General features: G+C 73.3%; 13 protein-coding genes. 4 read left to right on the top strand and 9 right to left on the bottom strand.

Annotated elements, in window-relative coordinates; translation table 11 throughout:
- Positions 1 to 18: 18 nt before the first annotated feature.
- The 4 genes from ACP7TJ_RS32310 to ACP7TJ_RS32295 form a co-directional block, all read right to left on the bottom strand.
- Complete coding sequence (locus ACP7TJ_RS32310) at positions 19 to 1,998, bottom strand: alpha-ketoacid dehydrogenase subunit alpha/beta (protein WP_266404686.1); 1,980 nt, start codon at positions 1,996 to 1,998, stop codon at positions 19 to 21.
- Between the two features lie 323 nt (positions 1,999 to 2,321).
- Positions 2,322 to 3,149 carry an AfsR/SARP family transcriptional regulator gene (locus tag ACP7TJ_RS32305; protein ID WP_093769531.1) on the bottom strand — a complete coding sequence of 276 codons (828 nt, stop codon included), beginning with the start codon at positions 3,147 to 3,149 and terminating at the stop codon, positions 2,322 to 2,324.
- A 197-nt stretch (positions 3,150 to 3,346) separates the two neighbouring features.
- Positions 3,347 to 4,243 (bottom strand): N5-glutamine methyltransferase family protein, encoded by an 897-nt coding sequence (locus ACP7TJ_RS32300; RefSeq protein WP_367560640.1) that lies wholly within the window; start codon positions 4,241 to 4,243, stop codon positions 3,347 to 3,349.
- Positions 4,240 to 4,554: a chorismate mutase family protein gene (locus ACP7TJ_RS32295; protein ID WP_093769508.1), complete on the bottom strand. Its 315-nt coding sequence runs from the start codon at positions 4,552 to 4,554 to the stop codon at positions 4,240 to 4,242. The genes ACP7TJ_RS32300 and ACP7TJ_RS32295 overlap by 4 nt, the downstream gene beginning before the upstream one ends.
- A gap of 126 nt (positions 4,555 to 4,680) precedes the next feature.
- Here ACP7TJ_RS32295 and ACP7TJ_RS32290 point away from each other — a divergent pair, with 126 nt between their 5' ends.
- Positions 4,681 to 5,622 carry a prephenate dehydrogenase/arogenate dehydrogenase family protein gene (locus ACP7TJ_RS32290; RefSeq protein WP_370161899.1) on the top strand — a complete coding sequence of 314 codons (942 nt, stop codon included), beginning with the start codon at positions 4,681 to 4,683 and terminating at the stop codon, positions 5,620 to 5,622.
- 143 nt (positions 5,623 to 5,765) lie between these two features.
- Here the strand turns inward: ACP7TJ_RS32290 and pabB are convergent, their stop codons facing one another.
- The 3 genes from pabB to ACP7TJ_RS32275 all read right to left on the bottom strand — a co-directional run bounded on the left by pabB (position 5,766) and on the right by ACP7TJ_RS32275 (position 10,266).
- On the bottom strand, positions 5,766 to 7,916 hold the full coding sequence (gene pabB / locus ACP7TJ_RS32285; protein ID WP_093769510.1) for an aminodeoxychorismate synthase component I: 2,151 nt from the start codon (positions 7,914 to 7,916) through the stop codon (positions 5,766 to 5,768).
- 15 nt (positions 7,917 to 7,931) lie between these two features.
- Positions 7,932 to 9,146, bottom strand: a complete 1,215-nt coding sequence (locus ACP7TJ_RS32280; protein ID WP_167743278.1) for a cytochrome P450 — start codon at positions 9,144 to 9,146, stop codon at positions 7,932 to 7,934.
- Positions 9,147 to 9,207: 61 nt separating this feature from the next.
- Positions 9,208 to 10,266 (bottom strand): ornithine cyclodeaminase family protein, encoded by a 1,059-nt coding sequence (locus ACP7TJ_RS32275; RefSeq protein WP_427767619.1) that lies wholly within the window; start codon positions 10,264 to 10,266, stop codon positions 9,208 to 9,210.
- 188 nt (positions 10,267 to 10,454) lie between these two features.
- Here ACP7TJ_RS32275 and ACP7TJ_RS32270 point away from each other — a divergent pair, with 188 nt between their 5' ends.
- From ACP7TJ_RS32270 to ACP7TJ_RS32260, 3 genes are read left to right on the top strand one after another with little or no spacing between them, the layout of a single operon-like run.
- The gene (locus tag ACP7TJ_RS32270; RefSeq protein ID WP_167743276.1) at positions 10,455 to 12,104 is read left to right on the top strand and encodes a (2,3-dihydroxybenzoyl)adenylate synthase; all 1,650 of its coding nucleotides are present in this window, start codon (positions 10,455 to 10,457) and stop codon (positions 12,102 to 12,104) included.
- On the top strand, positions 12,101 to 13,360 hold the full coding sequence (locus ACP7TJ_RS32265; protein ID WP_427767616.1) for a DegT/DnrJ/EryC1/StrS family aminotransferase: 1,260 nt from the start codon (positions 12,101 to 12,103) through the stop codon (positions 13,358 to 13,360). The genes ACP7TJ_RS32270 and ACP7TJ_RS32265 overlap by 4 nt, the downstream gene beginning before the upstream one ends.
- Before the next feature lie 22 nt (positions 13,361 to 13,382).
- The gene (locus ACP7TJ_RS32260) at positions 13,383 to 13,568 is read left to right on the top strand and encodes a tautomerase family protein (RefSeq protein WP_093769517.1); all 186 of its coding nucleotides are present in this window, start codon (positions 13,383 to 13,385) and stop codon (positions 13,566 to 13,568) included.
- A gap of 70 nt (positions 13,569 to 13,638) precedes the next feature.
- Here the strand turns inward: ACP7TJ_RS32260 and ACP7TJ_RS32255 are convergent, their stop codons facing one another.
- Positions 13,639 to 15,129 carry an MFS transporter gene (locus tag ACP7TJ_RS32255; protein ID WP_385998512.1) on the bottom strand — a complete coding sequence of 497 codons (1,491 nt, stop codon included), beginning with the start codon at positions 15,127 to 15,129 and terminating at the stop codon, positions 13,639 to 13,641.
- Between the two features lie 145 nt (positions 15,130 to 15,274).
- A complete protein-coding gene (locus tag ACP7TJ_RS32250; protein WP_189912878.1) occupies positions 15,275 to 16,003 on the bottom strand; it encodes a ScbR family autoregulator-binding transcription factor in 729 nt (242 codons plus the stop codon).
- Positions 16,004 to 16,007: the final 4 nt, after the last annotated feature.

Genomic DNA, 16,007 nt, shown 5'->3' with positions numbered 1-16,007 from the left:
TTCGTCATACGGGGGCCTTCACAGCAGTACGGACCGGACGGCCGCCACCACGTCGTCCACGGCGGGCAGCACCGCCCGCTCCAGGTCGGGGTGGAAGGGCACGTGCACGTCCTCGCGGGTGACCAGCCGCGGCGGGGCGAGCAGGGCGTAGAACTCCTCGTCGCGGGAGAGCAGTTCGGTGACGAGTCCGGCGCCGAAGCTGCTGGTGCGGTTGTCCTCCTGGACGACGACGAGCCGCCCGGTGCGCCGCAGTGAGGCGGCGACGGTCTCGCGGTCGAGCGGGACGAGCCAGCGCAGGTCGACGACCTCGGCCCCGACGCCCTCCGCGGCGAGCACGTCGGCCGCCTCCAGGGCGAGTTCGGTGCCGTTGCCCCAGGTGACGACGGTGACGTCGGCGCCGGTGCGCAGGGTCCGTGCGCCGCCGGCGGGCCAGGACCGCCCGGCGGGGTCGCGGCGGCGCCGCATGAGGTGTTTGGGCAGCAGGACGAGCGTCGGGTCGTCGGCGGTGAACGAGTCGAGGAACGCCGCCTCGGTGTCCTCGGGCGTCGAGGGCACCACGACGCGCAGTCCCGGCAGATGGGTGAAGAGGCTCTCGTTGCTCTGGCTGTGCCAGATGCCGCCGCCGGGCAGATAGCCGCCCCACGGTGCGTAGAGGACGACGGGACAGGTCCACGCGGAGGCGGTGCGCCAGCGGAGGGTCGTCAGCTGAGCGGCGATCTGGTTCCAGGCGGGCCCGGCGAAGTCGACGAACTGCAGCTCCACGACGGGCCGCATCCCGGCGGCCGCCAGTCCGACGGCCGCGCCGACGATGGTGGCCTCGGCCAGCGGCGCGTTGGTCATGCGGTCGCCGGCCGCTTCGCCGAGGCCCTTGGTGAAGCCGAAGACGCCTCCCTTGGGGTCCTCGATGTCCTCGCCGAAGAGCACGAGTTCGGGGTGGAGTTCCAGTCCCGTGGCCAGCGCCCGGTTGACCGCGGCGACCATGGTTCCGCCGCAGGGCCGGGTGACGGCCGCCCGGCGCCCGTCGCCGGCGGGTGCGAACAGGTGCTCGCCGATCGCCTTGGGATCCGCGGCGGGTTCGGCGGCCACCCGGTCGTAGATCTCCTCCGTCTCGCGGGCGAGCCGCGACCGGGTCCGCTCGAGCCAGTCCTCGTCGACCGCGCCCTCGTCCAGCAGCCGCCGGGCGAAGAGGTCGACGGGGTCACGCATCGCGGCGATGTCCTCGGCGGTGCGGTAGACGCGGTGGTCGTCGGAGGAGGTGTGGGAGTCGAGCCGGTCCAGCCGGCACCACAGCACGACGGGACCTCCCCCCTCGCGCAGCTCGCCGAGCGCCGTCGCGGCCGCGGCGTGGACGGCGTCGGGGTCGGCTCCGTCGACGGTGCGGGTGCGGTGCCCGGGCAGCAGTCCGAGCGCGTGGGGCGACATCGCGGCGGTGGGCGTGGAAATGCCGTAGCCGTTGTCGGACACCAGGAAAAGGACGGGCAGTGCGCGTTCCACGGCGAAAGCGAGCGCCTCGAAGAATTCCCCCTGCCGGGCCGAGGCGTCCCCGATCGAGCAGACGACCGCACCCGGCTTTTCCCTCAGCTTCGCGGCCCAGGCGGCGCCGACCGCCGGAAGGCACTGGCTTCCGGTGGGGCTGGCGACCGAGAACACGTTCCCCGCGCGGTGACTGAAATGGGCGCTCATGTTGCGGCCCGCCGAATGCGAGGCGGCCTTGGCCATGAGGTCCCGCGCCTGCGCCTCGGGGTCCATCCCGCGGGCCAGCATCAGGGTGCGGTCCCGGTAGTGAGGGAAGATCAGGTCCTCGGGTGCGAGCAGCTCGCACAGGGCAGCGAGCGCCTCGTGCCCGGCCGAGGAGATGTGGAACCATGCCTCGCCCTGGCGCAGTACGATGCCCGATCTGCGGTCGCATTCACGGGACAGCAGCATCAGTTCGAGGAATGCGGTCCGCCGTTCGGCAGGTATCCCCGATGTCCGGGATTCCTTCGTCCGATTCGTCACGTACGAATCCTGCCGCGCGGGGAACGGACGGACATCGCCCGCGATGGCCAATTCCACGGGCTGCTTTTCCTGGCTCTCAGGAGGGATTTCCTCCGGCGGGCCTACGGAGAAATGACCACGCGCCGAAGCCGCTCCTCGTTCCGGGGGGACACGGAACGAGGAACGGCCTCCACGACGAAGCAGCCCGCGGCCGGGCACGGGGGATGTCCCCGGCCGGCCGCGGGCTGTTCCCGGTGGTGGCCGGGGCCGCGGTGGCGACTGCGTCGGAGAAGAGGGACGGCGGTGCGGACGGGTGGCCCGGCGCCGCCGCGGCGGGCGGGCGGTCAGCCCACCCGGGCCACGGCCTGACCGGCCGCCTCGGGACCCCGGGCGGTGACGGTCTCCGGGTGGGCCGTCAGGATGGAGCGCTGCAGCCGGCTGAGCGCGGCCGACGGCTCCAGCCCCAGTTCGCGCACCAGGGTGGCCCGCAGCCGCTGGTACGCGCTGAGCGCCTCGCCGCGCCGTCCGGAGCGGTGCAGGGCCACCATGAACTGGCCGTGCAGACTCTCGTGCATGCGGTGCTTGTTGACCAGCACGGTCAGCTCGGACAGCAGTTCCCGGTGCCGGCCGAGCCGCAGGTCCGCCTCGATGCGCTGGTCCAGCGCGCACAGCCGGGTCTCCTCCAGCCGCTTGACCTCGAGTCCGATCCGGCTGCCGGCGGTGACATCGGCGAGCGCGGAGCCGGTCCACAGCGAGAGGGCCTCCCGCAGCCGCCGTGCGGCGGCGGCGTAGTCGTCGCCGTCCATCGCGCGGTAACCCGCCCCGGCCTGCCGCTCGAACTCCCGGAAGTCGACCCGGCCGCCCCGGGTGTTCAGACGGTAGCCGCCGGGGAGGGTGACCAGGATGTCCTTGGCCGTGACGCCGTCCTCGCCGGCCTTCGCCAGCGCCTCGCCGATGAGCTCCCGCAGCTGCAGGACGTATGTCTGCAGGGTGGTGCGGGCACTGCGCGGCGGCTCGTCGTCCCACAACTCCTCGATCAGGGAGGAGACCTGGACCACCCGGTCGGCGTGCAGGGCGAGCAGAGCCAGCACCTGGCGCGGCTTCGGTGCCGTCGGTGTGATCGAGATGCCGTGCTCACGCGCTGACAACGCGCCCAGTACTTCGATGTCCACTGCCTTCTCCCCCATCGGTTCCGTGCAGGTTGCGTCCGAATCCATGCCATGAGGACCACCGCTGGGGCGCCTCATGGGCGGCCGACGGCGCTGGCTCAAGTACGATTAAAAAAACAGCACAGTCGGTTTGTCAATGGGAGAGAGGGTACGCTCGGCCACATGAACCGGCGAGCGCACCCCGACACGCCTCAGCCGCCCTACGACGGCGCCGGACCGCGGACGGCGACCAGCATGCCGTCGTTGCAGGTGGCACGGGACTCCGCCGAACTCCAGCGCCCCGTCTCCCGGAACAGCCGCGGCACCGACTCGAGCTGGTAACCGCCGTGCTCGAGCAGCAGCACCCCGCCGGGGGCGAGCAGCCGGCTCGCCGTCCGCTCCATCGCCCGGATCATCGCCAACCCGCTCTCACCAGCCCAAAGAGCAAGCGGAGGGTCGTAGTTGAGAACCTCTGGAGCACTCGTGCGCAGACCGATCGGGATGTACGGCGGATTGCTGACGACCAGGTCGGCGCAGCCGTCGAACTCCGGGAAGGCCTCGCACGCGTCCCCCTGCACGATGCACGCGGCGGTGCCGCGCGCGTTGCGCCGGGCGGCCTGGGCCGCCACCTGCGACAACTCGATCCCGTACACCCGCGCGTCCGGCACACGGCGCGCGATCGTCACCGCCATGGTGCCGGGCCCGGCGCACAGATCTACCACCAAAGGGGATGTCTTGCCCCGCGAAAGAAGACCGGACAGTCTGTTTATTGCCTCTTCAACGATCTCCTGGGTCTCGGGTTTGGGCACGAACACCCCGGGTGCGAGCTCGAACCGGTGCCCCATGAACCAGGCGTGCCCGACGATCAGTTCGGCCGGTTCTCGCTCCTCCCGCCGTCTCACGTACTCCTCCAGGACCGCAGGCGCCGGCGTCTGCGAGACGCCGTCGAGGCCGTCCGGCCCGACGCCGCAGGCGTGCGCCGCCAGCAGCCGGGCGTCGGCCCGGGCCGTGGTCGCGTCGATCCCCGCGGCGACGAGGCGGCGCACCGCCTCCTCCAGCGCGAACCCCACCGTCCCGGCGCCCGCCTCCCTCTCCCGCGTGCCGGTGGTGCCGGTCACGACGCCCTCCGCTCCGGACCGCCGCCGGCGATCCACTCGTCCTCCAGCCGGCAGGTCTCCGCGATCATCACGTCGTAGAGACGGTGCAGGAACGCCGGGTCGATGCCGTGCCGACGGGCGAACCGGGCGGCCCGGTCCTGCACGGCGGCGATGCGCTGCGGCTGCATCATCGGCACCCCGTGGACGCGTTTGTACTCACCGATGCGCAGGCAGATCTCCAGCCGCTCACGCACCGCCTCGAGCAGCACGGCGTCCACCGCGTCCAGTTGCCCGCGCAGGGCGGGCAGATCGTCTGCACTTTCCGAGGACATGTCGGCTCCTTCCAAGCGACGACAGAAACTCCACGACGACGAACCGTCGGTCGGTACGAGAAGCACTGCGGGAGGCAGCACATGGGAACGGGAAACGGTCCGCGGGACGAGAGGGGCGCACAGACCATGGGTGACACGCAGGCGGGGAGCACGTCCCCGGTCCGGGCCGCGGACGCGGCCGCCCCCGTCTTCTCCCGGTGCGTGGTGGCCGGCGCCTCCGGCGGCGTGGGCGGCATGTTCACCGGCCTGCTGCTGCGCTCGGGCGTCGAGGTGACCCGGGTGGACCTCGCCGCCCGCCGGGAGGGCGAGCCGGGGGTGCGGGACGTCGCCGACGACATCCGGGCTCCGGGCCCCGCCACCGCCCGGGCGGTGGCGGACGCCGACCTCGTGCTGCTGGCGGTGCCGGAGCAGGCGGCGCTCGACGCGGTGGCGCCCCTGGCCGCGCTGATGCGGCCCGGAGCGCTGCTCGCCGACACCCTCTCGGTGAAGAGCCGGATGGCGCGGCGGCTGCGCACGACCGCCCCGGCCCTCCAGGCGGTGGGCCTGAACCCGATGTTCGCACCGTCCCTGCCGCTGCCCGGCCGCCCGGTCGCCGCGGTCACGGTCACCGGCGGGCCGGCGGCGCGCGCGTTCCTCGGGCTGGTCGCCGGATGGGGCGGGCGGGTGGTGGAACTGGACCCCGCCGAGCACGACACCCTGACGGCCGTGCAGCAGGCCGCGACGCACGCCGCGGTGCTGTCGTTCGGGCTGGCGCTGGCCGAACTGCGTCCCGGCATGACCGCCCTGCGCGCCTCCGCGCCGCCGCCGCACCGCACGCTGCTGATGCTGCTGGCGCGGATCGCCTCCGGCTCCCCGGAGGTCTACTGGGACGTCCAGGCCGGCAACCCGCACGCCGACGCCGCCCGCCGGGCGCTGGGCCGCGGCCTGGAACGCATCGGCCGTGCCGTCGCCGACGGCGACGAGGACGCCTTCGAGGACCTCGTGGAGGAGGTGCGCGGCGCCCTCGGCGATCACCACCGGGACGAACTGGCGCAGGCCTGCGCCCGCCTGTTCGCCGACCTGGCCTGACCGGCCGTGGCGGCCCCCGCACCCCGCGGACCGCCGGGACGGCCGGTGCCGCACGGCCGGCCCGGCGCACCGGGAGAGCCGGCCGGCGGGTCCGGCGCCCCGGCCCGTTCCGCGCGGGCCGCCCCGCAGGCGCCTGCCGGACGTCACCGCAGGCTGCCCGCCAGAGCGCGGTCCCCCGCGGCGGCCACGGCGCGGGCCTGCCGCAGGGCGCGCAGCGTGGTGCGGGCCTTGAGCAGCATCTCCCGGACCTCCTCGTCCGGGTCGGACAGCGCGACGACCGCGCCGCCCACCCCGATCGTGGCGGCCTCGGCGGTGGCCACGACGGTACGGATGACGATGCTGAGGTCCACCGCCCCGCTCAGCGCGAAGTAGCCGAGCGCGCCGGAGTAGACGCCGCGCGGCCCGGCCTCCAGCCGGTCGATGAACTGCATGGTGCGCACCTTGGGGGCGCCGGTCATCGACCCTCCGGGGAACGCCGCCCGCACCGCCTCCGGGCGGGACACCCCGGGCGCGAGCCGGCCCCGCACGGTGCTCACCAGCTGGTGCACGGTGGCGTAGGACTCGACCTCGAACAGGCCGGGCACGTGCACGCTGCCGATCTCGCAGACCTGCCCCAGGTCGTTGCGGACGAGGTCGACGATCATCAGGTTCTCGGAGCGGTCCTTCTCCGCCGTGGCCAGGGCTCCGGCGATCGCCGCGTCCTCGGCCGGCGTCGCGCCCCGCGGCCGGGTGCCCTTGATCGGCTTGGACTCGGCGGTGCCGGCCGCGTCGATCCGCACGAACCGCTCCGGCGAGGAGCTGAGCACGGCCCCCGAAGGCAGGTCCAGGTACGCGGCGTACGGGGCGGGGCTGATGGTGCGCAGGGCCCGGTAGGCGACGAGCGGGTCGACGCGGCCCGGCACCCGCAGCGTGTTGGTGAGACACACCTCGTAGGTCTCGCCGTCCCCGATGAGCCGCTGGCAGGTCTCCACGAGCTCCCGGTACGCGGCCACGTCGTGCCGGTACTCGACGTCCAGCGGCGGCAGTTCGTCGTCGGGCAGCAGCGCGAACGGCGGGCGCGGAACGGTGGCGGCCAGGGTGGCGGCGGACCGGGCGAGCCACTCCTCGGCGTCCCGGACGGTCTCCGGGCGGCCGGACCGGCTGAGGGCGAGCAGCCAGGCACGGCGCCCGGCGTGGTCGACGGCGAGCATCCGGTCGGCGAACACGAAGGAGCCGTCGGGCAGTTCGGAGGTGTGGGCGCGGTCGCCCCCGCAGTCGGCCTTGGCCTCGTAGCCGAGGTAGCCGACGTAGCCGAGGTTGAACTCGAAGGGCAGGCCGGCCGCGGGAAGGCGCCGGGCCGCCAGTTCCTCCTCCAGATGGGCGAAGAGCGTCCCCGGCCTGCGGCGCAGCGGAACGCCGTGCCGGTCGGAGACGGTGACCATGCGCTCGGTCACGTCATGGCTGACGATCTCGCCGAGCGGCCCGGCGGGGGCGCCGAGGAAGCTGAACCGCGACAGGCCCTCCTCGACCCGGCTGCTGTCCAGCCAGAACCGCCCGGCGACCCCGTCGAAGAGCGCGTCGAACGCGGCGTCGGCGTCGGGCACGGCGGCCAGCTGCCGTACGTGCAGCCGCAGACCGCCCTCACCGCCGTGCTCCCGGTCCGCGGGGGCGGTGTCGGGGGCGGGAGTCAGGTCGGGCACCTCCACACCGAACGGCGCCTCCCCCCGGGCCCGCAGGGTCAGGTCGCGGAAGTTGGCCAGCATCCGGCGGCCGTACTCGCTGCTGATGGACTCCGGGTGGAACTGGACCCCCCACCGCGGCAGCTCCCGGTGGCGTACGGCCATCAGCAGGCCGTCGGCGGTGTGCGCGGTCGCCTCGAGCTGCTCGGGCAGCGCATGGACCAGCAGCGAGTGGTAGCGGACCACGCGGTAGGGCGAGGGGATGCCGGCGAACAGGTCACGGCCGTCGTGGAGGATCTCGCTGGTGCGGCCGTGCACCGGCTCCGGCGCGTGCCCGACGCTGCCGCCGCCGAGCAGGCACAGCGCCTGATGGCCCAGACACACCCCGAGCAGCGGCAGGTCCCACTCCTCGATGACCCGGCGGCTCAGGCCCAGGTCCGACCGGACCGCCGGATCTCCGGGGCCGGGTGAGACGACCACGTTGTCGAAGTCGCCGGGCGACAGGGCGGCCCACCCCTCGTGGTCGTCGTGCCGGAGCACGACGGGGGCGGCCGCGTTCACCTCGGCCAGCATCTGGAAGAGGTTGTAGGTGAACGAGTCGTAGTTGTCGATCAGCAGGGTTCGCACGGTGCGCATGACCGCTCCCTCGGTTCAGCCGCGCCGCACGGTCAGCGGCAGGTTCCGCACACCGAACAGCCCGTCTCGGTGGTGGCGCAGGTGCGCGCCGGGTGTGATCCGCACCCCGGTGAACCGGTCCAGGAGCGCCTCGAGCGCGATCCGGCCCTCGAGACGGGCGAGCGGCGCGCCGAGACAGTAGTGGATGCCGTGGCCGAAGGCGGTCTGCTGGTTCTTCGGTCCGCGGTCGGGGCGGAAGGCCTCCGGGTCGTCGAAGACCCGCTCGTCGTGGTTGGCGGAGACGATCGAGGGGACGACCATCCGCCCGGCGGGGACGGGGACGCCGGCCACCTCGGTGTCCCGGGTGGTGACCCGGGCCATGACGGTGATCGGCGGGCGCAGCCGCATCACCTCCTCGACGACCGCGGGGATCCGGGACCGGTCGGCGCGCAGGGCGTCCCACAGCCCCGGGTTCTCCTCCAGGCACAGCACGGTGTTGCCCAGCAGCATGGAGGTGGAGACGTGGCCGGCCATCAGCAGCAGACCGCCGAACTCCGCGATCTGCCGGTCGGTCAGCCTCTCGCCCTCGACCTCGGCGGCGACGAGCCGGGAGATGAGGTCGTCGCCGGGGCGGCGCCTGCGGTCCTCGACGTGCCCGAGCAGATACGCGTGCATCGCCTTCAGAGGCTCCTTGACCAGCGTCTCGTACTCCTCGCCGGCCTCGTCGCCGAACTGCAGGTCCGCGGGGTCCTCGATCTGCATCGACAGCATCCGGTCCGACCAGGTGCGGAACAGCGTGCGGTCCTCGGCGGGCACGCCCAGCAGTTCGGCGATGACGATCACCGGCAGCGGGTAGGCGAAGTCGGAGACCAGGTCGAAGGTGTCCCCCTCGACGGCGTCCAGCAGGCGTCCGGCGACCTCGGTGACCCGCGGCTCGAGACCGGCGACCGTGCGGGGGGTGAACGCCTGGCTGACCAGGCGGCGCAGCTTCCGGTGCAGCGGCGGGTCGACGACCGACAGGATCTCCTCGGTCAGCGCCTCGGACCCGGGCCGCAGCCGGTGCAGTTCCGAGGAGAAGACGGCCGGGTCGGAGGACACGGCGAGCACGTCGGCGTGCCGGAAGACGTGGAACACCCCGTACTCGTCCTCGTGGACGGGGTGTTCGTCGCGCATGGTCCGCAGCCATGAGAAGAGGGCGTGCCCACCGTCCTCGACGGTGGGCCGGGGGGCCGGCGTGGTCAGGGACGCCATCAAGTTCTCCTTCACGGGTGTTTCCGGGCCGGTGCCGCTCCGGGTGGGGCCGGAGGGCCGGTCACAGCGACGCGGCGGCGGGCGTCTGCTGGAGTGCGTAGGGGTCGAGGGCGTCGGCCGGATGGTGCTCGATGCTCATCCGCGTCCCCAGCCCGTGCTCCGCGGCCGCCTCGAGGAACACCTCCATCGCGAGGGCGTCCTCCAGGGCGAATCCCGTGGAGTCGAACACCGTCAGCCCGTCCCGCCGGTCCCGCGCCCGCTGCGGATCGGCGACCAGGCCGGCCAGGCCGGTGACCGGATCCGCGGGACCCAGCTGCTGGCTCTCGCCCTCGCGGCGGGCCTGTTCGGGGTGGTCGGCGACGGTGAAGGCCCGGCGCAGCCAGGTGCGCGGCAGTTCCGTCTTGCCGACCAGGTCCGCTCCGACGGCGTTGATGTGCAGGTGCGCGCGGTGGCCGGTGTCGGGCAGCACGGGCCCGCCGCCCACCGCGACGGATGTGGCGGTGCAGACGATGTCGGCCTCGGCGGCGATGCGGGCGGGGTCGGCCACCCGGACGGGGACGCCGGTGAAGGCGGCGCGGCGGGCGAAGCTCTCGAGGTGGGCCGGGTCGGTGTCCCACACCAGCACCTGCTCGAGGGAGAACACCAGGGACAGGGCGTGCGCCTGGGTGACGGCCTGGGCCCCGGTGCCGATCAGGCCGAGGACGCGGCTGTCGGGACGGGCCAGCAGCCGGCTGGCGACGGCGGAGGCGGCGCCGGTGCGGATCGCGGTGAGCAGGACGCCGTCCATCAGCGCGGTGAGAGCGCCGGTGGTGTCGTCGTAGCGGGCGACCGTGCCGATGATCGTCGGCAGGGAGAAGTGGGTGGGATTGCCCGGGCTGTAGGCGACGGTCTTGATGGTGACGCTGTCGCCCGCGTCGCGGTGCGGCATCCACTCCAGGATGCCCGGCACCGGCTCGCTGCGGGTGAAGCCGCCGCGCAGCGGCGAGAGTTCACGCCGCCCGTGCCCGATGTCCGCGAACCCCTCGGTGAGCCGTTCGACGACCCGTCCCATCAGCGCGTCGCGCCCGACGAGCGCCGTCACCGCCGCGACGTCTCGGCGGTCCAGGATCCAGGTCTCCATCGGGCACTCCCTCGTACGAGGCGCTTGTCGTCGGGCCCGGCCGGACCCTGACGGCATCCTGTCCGGCCGGGCTGACGCAGGGCTGATCGGCGCCTGACGGCCACCGGGCCCGCGGCGGCGGCGCATCAGCGGCGTGTCAACGGCCCTGGAAACACTGGCCGCGACGCGAGCAGAGGGAAGGAACAACGATGCTGGACGGATGCGTTCCCTGGCCCGACGAGGTGTCCGCGCGGTATCGCGAGGCCGGGTACTGGCGCGGTGAGACGCTCGGCCGGCTGCTGCGGCGGTGGGCGCAGGCGTACGGCGACCGCACGGCCCTGGTCGACGCCGAGGGCACACGCCGCATCGGCTACCGCGAGCTGGACCTGTGGTGCGACCGGCTGGCCGCCGGGTTCGCCGCCCGCGGCCTCGGTCCGGGCGACCGTGTCCTGGTGCAGCTGCCGAACACACCGGACTTCGTGGCGGTCTGCTTCGCGCTGTTCCGTCTCGGCGCGCTGCCCGTGTTCTGCCTGCCGGCCTACCGCGACAACGAGCTGCGGCACCTGGTGGAGCTGTCGGGAGCCACCGCCTGCGTCGTCCCCGACACCCACAACGGCTTCGACCACCGGGACCTGGTGCGGACCGTGCGCGGACACCTTCCCGCTCTGCGGCAGGTTTTCGTCGCGGGCGAGCCCGCGCACGGCTTCACCGCCCTCGCCGACGTTCCGGCCGACCCGGTCGCGCTGCCCGAACCCGACGCCTCCGACGTGGCGTTCTTCCTGCTGTCGGGCGGGACCACCGCGCTGCCGAAGCTGATCCCGCGCACCCACGACGACTACGCGTACCAGACGCGGATCACCGCCGAGATCTGCGGTCTGGACGAGAACACCGTCTACCTGGCGGTGCTGCCGGTGGAGTTCAACTTCCCCTGGGGCTGCCCCGGTGTCATCGGCACCCTCGCCGCGGGCGGCCGTGCGGTGTTCGCCCGGACCCCCGAGCCGCTGCACTGCTTCCCGCTGATCGAACGGGAGCGGGTGACGTTCAGCTCGGCGATCCCCACGGTCGTGCACCTGTGGCTGGCGGCCGCCGAGGAGGGCCACGGCCACGACCTGAGCAGCCTGGACGTCCTCCAGGTGGGCAGCGCCAAGCTGCACCCCGAGGTCGCCGAGCGGATCGGCCCCACCCTGGGCGTGCGTCTGCAGCAGGTCTTCGGCATGGCCGAAGGGCTGCTCACCTTCACCCGCTACGACGACGACCCCGAGACGGTCCTGACGACGCAGGGCCGGCCCGTCTCCCCCGCCGACGAGATCCGCGTGGTCGGCCCCGACGACCGCGAGGTGGCCGTCGGCGAGACGGGCGAGCTGCTCACCCGCGGCCCGTACACACTGCGCGGCTACTACCGGGCGCCGGAGCACAACGCCCGCGCCTTCACGGCCGACGGCTTCTACCGCAGCGGCGATCTGGTGCGCCTCACCCCCGGCGGGGAGATCGTGGTCGAGGGCCGGGTCAAGGACGTCGTCGTCCGCGGCGGCGACAAGGTCTCCGCCACCGAGGTCGAGGGACACCTCACCGCGCATCCGGACGTGCAGCAGGCGGCCGTCGTGCCGATGCCCGATCCGGTCCTCGGGGAGAAGATCTGCGCCTATGTCATCCCCGCGCCGGGCCGTCCGGCCCCGCGGCTCCCGGTGCTCCGCGCCCATCTGCGCTCCCGCGGACTGGCCGCGTACAAGCTTCCCGACCGCGTCGAGGCGGTCGGCTCGTTCCCGCTGACGGGACTGAACAAGGTCGACAAGAAGGCCCTGGCGGCCCGTGTCGCCGAGCGGCTCGCCGGTGCGGGGCCGGAGCGGGGAGCCGCATGAGCACCCTCACCGCGAAGAACGGCGAGTACGCCGTGCCGTTCGCCCGCCGCGGGTCCGTCGTCGGCGCGGCGGACCTGGCCGCCCTCACCGAACTCGTACGCTCCGAGGGGCCGTTGACGTCCGGGGTGTGGCGCGACCGGTTCGAGGAGCGGTTCCGTGAGTGGTGCGGGGCGCGGCATGCGCTCAGCGTCACCAGCGGCACCGTCGCCCTGGAACTGGCGATCCGGCTGCTCGACCTGGCGCCCGGCGACGAGGTGATCGCCACCCCGCAGACGTTCCAGGCGACGGTGCAGCCGCTGCTGGACCACGACGTGCGGGTGCGGTTCTGCGACATCGACCCCGACACCCTGAACCTCGACCCGGAGGCGCTCGCCGCGCTGATCACCGACCGCACCCGCGCCGTGCTGCTGGTCCACTACGGCGGCAACCCCGCCGACATGGACCGCGTCATGGCCCTCACCCGGCCGCGCGGCATCACGGTCGTCGAGGACAGCGCCCACGCCATCGGCGCCCTCTACCGAGGCCGGCGGCCGGGCTCGCTGGCCGACATCGGCTGTTTCAGCTTCCACTCCACCAAGAACCTCACCACGCTCGGCGAGGGCGGGATGATCACCCTGTCCCGGGACGACTGGGCCGAACGCGTCGCCCGGATCCGGGACAACGAGGTCGACGGCGTCTACGTGCCGCGCACCGGCGCGGCGCCGGACCGTCCGGCCCTGCTGCCGTGGATGAAGTTCGCCGACGGCGTCTACCAGCACACGGCGGTCGGCATCCGCGGCGCGGGCACCAACGCGACGATGTCGGAGGCGGCCGCGGCCGTGGGACTGGTGCAGCTCGGCTCTCTCGACCGGTTCGTCGAGCGGCGCACCCGGATCGCGGCGCGCCTGGACGAGGCGGTGTCCGCCTTTCCGGGGGTGCGCCTGCACCGGGCGGCCCCGGACAGCCGCCACGCCTACCACCTGTACACGTTCTTCCTCACCGGAGGCCGGGAGGTGCGCGAGCGGTTCGTCCGCGCCCTGGACCGCCTCGGCGTGGAGGTCCAGCTGCGCTACTTCCCGCTGCACCTCTCCCCCGAGTGGCGTCTGCGGGGCCACCGTCGCGGCGAGTGCCCGCACGCGGAGCGCATCTGGTTCGAGGAGCACATGAACCTGCCCTGCCACCCGGGGCTGACCGACGCACAGGTCGACCACATGGTCGCCGCGGTGCGCCGGGCACTGCGGGAGGCGTACGACGAGCTGGCCACCGTGCCGGCGTGACCGCCCTCCGGAAGGCAGACGCATGCCGTTCATCGACGTGAAGCTCTACGACCGCCGCCTCACCGAGGAGACCGAGCGCGCCCTGATCGAAGGGCTCACCCGTGCCGTGGTGGACGTGCTCGGCGAGGAGGCCCGTGAACAGACCTGGGTCGCCCTGACGGGGGTCGCCCCGCAGCGCTGGGGCATCGGCGGCGTGCCCGGCGCGTAGTACCCCACAGCTCCACCGGCGGGCGGTGGCCGTCCCCTCGTGACGGCCACCGCCCGCCGGCGTTGTCCTCCTAGACGGTCCGGCCGGCGCCCGCCTCCGCGTCGGCGTCGGCCCCTGCGGCCTTGTCGCGGGCCTCCGCGCGGTCCGCGCGGTTCAGCAGCATCGCCGCCAGCAGCCCGCCGGTGAACACGGCGGCGGCGCCGATGAGCTGGCTGGTGCTCACCGCGTCGGCGAAGGCGTCGTGCGCCTGGGCCACCAGGCGCGGGGTGTCCGCGTCCCGCAGGGCCTCGGCCAGCGAACCGGATCCGCCGATCGCCTCGGGCAGCAGCTGGGCGAAGCGCGCGCCGAGCACGGCTCCGAGGATGGCCACGCCGAGGCCGCCGCCGAACTCGGTCAGCGTGCCCTGGACGCCCGCTCCGACGCCCGCCTTCGCCGGCGGGATGGACGACATGATCGCGGTCGCCATGGCGGGCATGGCCAGCGCGATGCCGCAGCCCATCAGCAGCAGCCCCGCGAACATGCCGCCGTAGCCGCCCCTGTCCTCGGTACCGAGCAGGGCCACCGCGCTCAGACCGGCCGCGAGCAGCGTCATGCCGACCGCGATGGTGCGCGCCACGCCCAGTTTGACGAGCAGCTTCGCGCCGAGTCCCGCGAGGTTGAGGCAGACGATGGTCAGGGCCAGCGGCGCCGTGCGCAGACCGGCCTGCAGCGCGTCGTAGCCGAGGACGAGCTGGAGGTGCTGGGTGAGCAGGAACAGCGAGCCGGCCATGCCGAAGGCGACGAGGAGTCCGCCCGCGATGGCGCCGTTGAAGCGCCGGTTGCGGAAGAACGACATGTCGAGCATCGGGTAGGGCACCCGCAGTTCCCAGCGGACGAAGGCGTACAGCGCGAGCAGGCCGACCAGCGCGGGCAGCAGGACGTCGGCGGAGGTCCAGCCGTGTTCGGGCCCGGAGATGATCGCGTACACCACGCCGACCATGCCGAGCGTGGACAGGACCGCGCCGACGAGGTCGGGCCGGTCGCCTTCGGGGTTCTTCGTCTCGGGGATCAGCGCGGACACGGCGACGAGCCCGATCAGCGCCACGGGGATGTTGATGAGGAAGATCGACCCCCACCAGAAGTGGTCGAGCAGGAAGCCGCCGATCAGCGGGCCGGCGGCGAAGCCGAGCGAACTGACCGCCCCCCACAGGCCGATGGCCTTGGGCCGCTCCTCCTCGTCGAAGATCTGCATGATGACGGCGAGGGTGGTGGTCGCCAGCAGCGCACCGCCGATGCCCATGCCGGCCCGGGCGGCGATGAGCTGCCCGGAACTCTGGGCGAAGGTGGCCGCCGTGGAGCCGAGCCCGAACAGGACGAGGCCCGTCATCAGCATCAGTTTGCGGCCGTAGCGGTCGGCGACGCTGCCCGCGGTGAGCAGCAGGCCCGACTGGACCAGGGCGTAGGCGTTGATCATCCACTGGACGTCGGCCGTGGAGGCGCCCAGGTCCTCGGTGAGCACGGGGATCGCCACGTTGAGGACGGTGTTGTCGAGCAGGACCACCAGTTGCGCGAGGCAGATCACCCCGAGGATGACCCAGCGCCGCGGATCTCGCTCGGTGGGGGGAACTGACGGCTGGGTGCTGTGCAAGAGATGTCTCCTGGGGGTAGGGGGCCCGCTGGTCTCCGGAGGGCACGCCACCGGCCGGGCCCCGGATCTGGTCGGTGAGTTACGGGGCCGTGCCGCCCCGGTCCTTGCCCGGGGCGCCCGCGGTCCGGACGGTTCCGGGCGTCCGGACCGGCCGAGCGCCGCCCGCTCCGGAGGCGGGAGCGGAGGCGGTGACAGAGGTGCGGCTTCCGGCCGCCTCGATGTCGCCGAGCGCGGAGGCCGCGGCCAGCCGGGGCAGCAGCAGTTGCCAGAACCTGGTGATGGTGCGGTTCGAAAGCCATCGCGGGTCGTGCGTGCCGAGCACTTCGAAGCCCGTGGTCGCCGCCACCACCGACGCCGCCGCCGCTTCGGGGCTGACCGCGCTGAGCACGCCCTCGCGCTCGGCGCGCTCGAGGATCGCCGCGACCCACTGGTGCCACTCGTGGTGCAGGTCCCGGCTCACCACGCGGATCTGCTGGCGGCTCAGCTCGAAACCGGCGCGCAGCACCACGTCGTCGGCGAGCCGACGGGCCAGGTCGTGCGAGGTGTCCACGAGCAGTTGGAGGGCATTGCCCGCGACGTCCTCGCGCATGCCGATGAGACGGTGCAGACGGTCCGCCGCGGCGTCCTCCACCGAGTCGGCGAGTGCGGCCTTGCTCGCGAAGTGGAAGTGAAGCGCTCCGTTGCTCACTCCGGCCAGTGAGCTGATCGCACTGAGTGAGGCAACGCTGAAGCCGTCACGGTCGAAGACCGTGGCGGCCGACTTGATCAGCGCCTCACGGGTGCGCAGCGCTCGTTCCTGTTTGGCCATTCAG

The sequence above is a fragment of the Streptomyces sp. DSM 41931 genome (assembly GCF_050271085.1).
GTDB lineage: Bacteria > Actinomycetota > Actinomycetes > Streptomycetales > Streptomycetaceae > Streptomyces > Streptomyces albogriseolus.
This window is presented reverse-complemented; position numbering and strand designations above follow the sequence as displayed.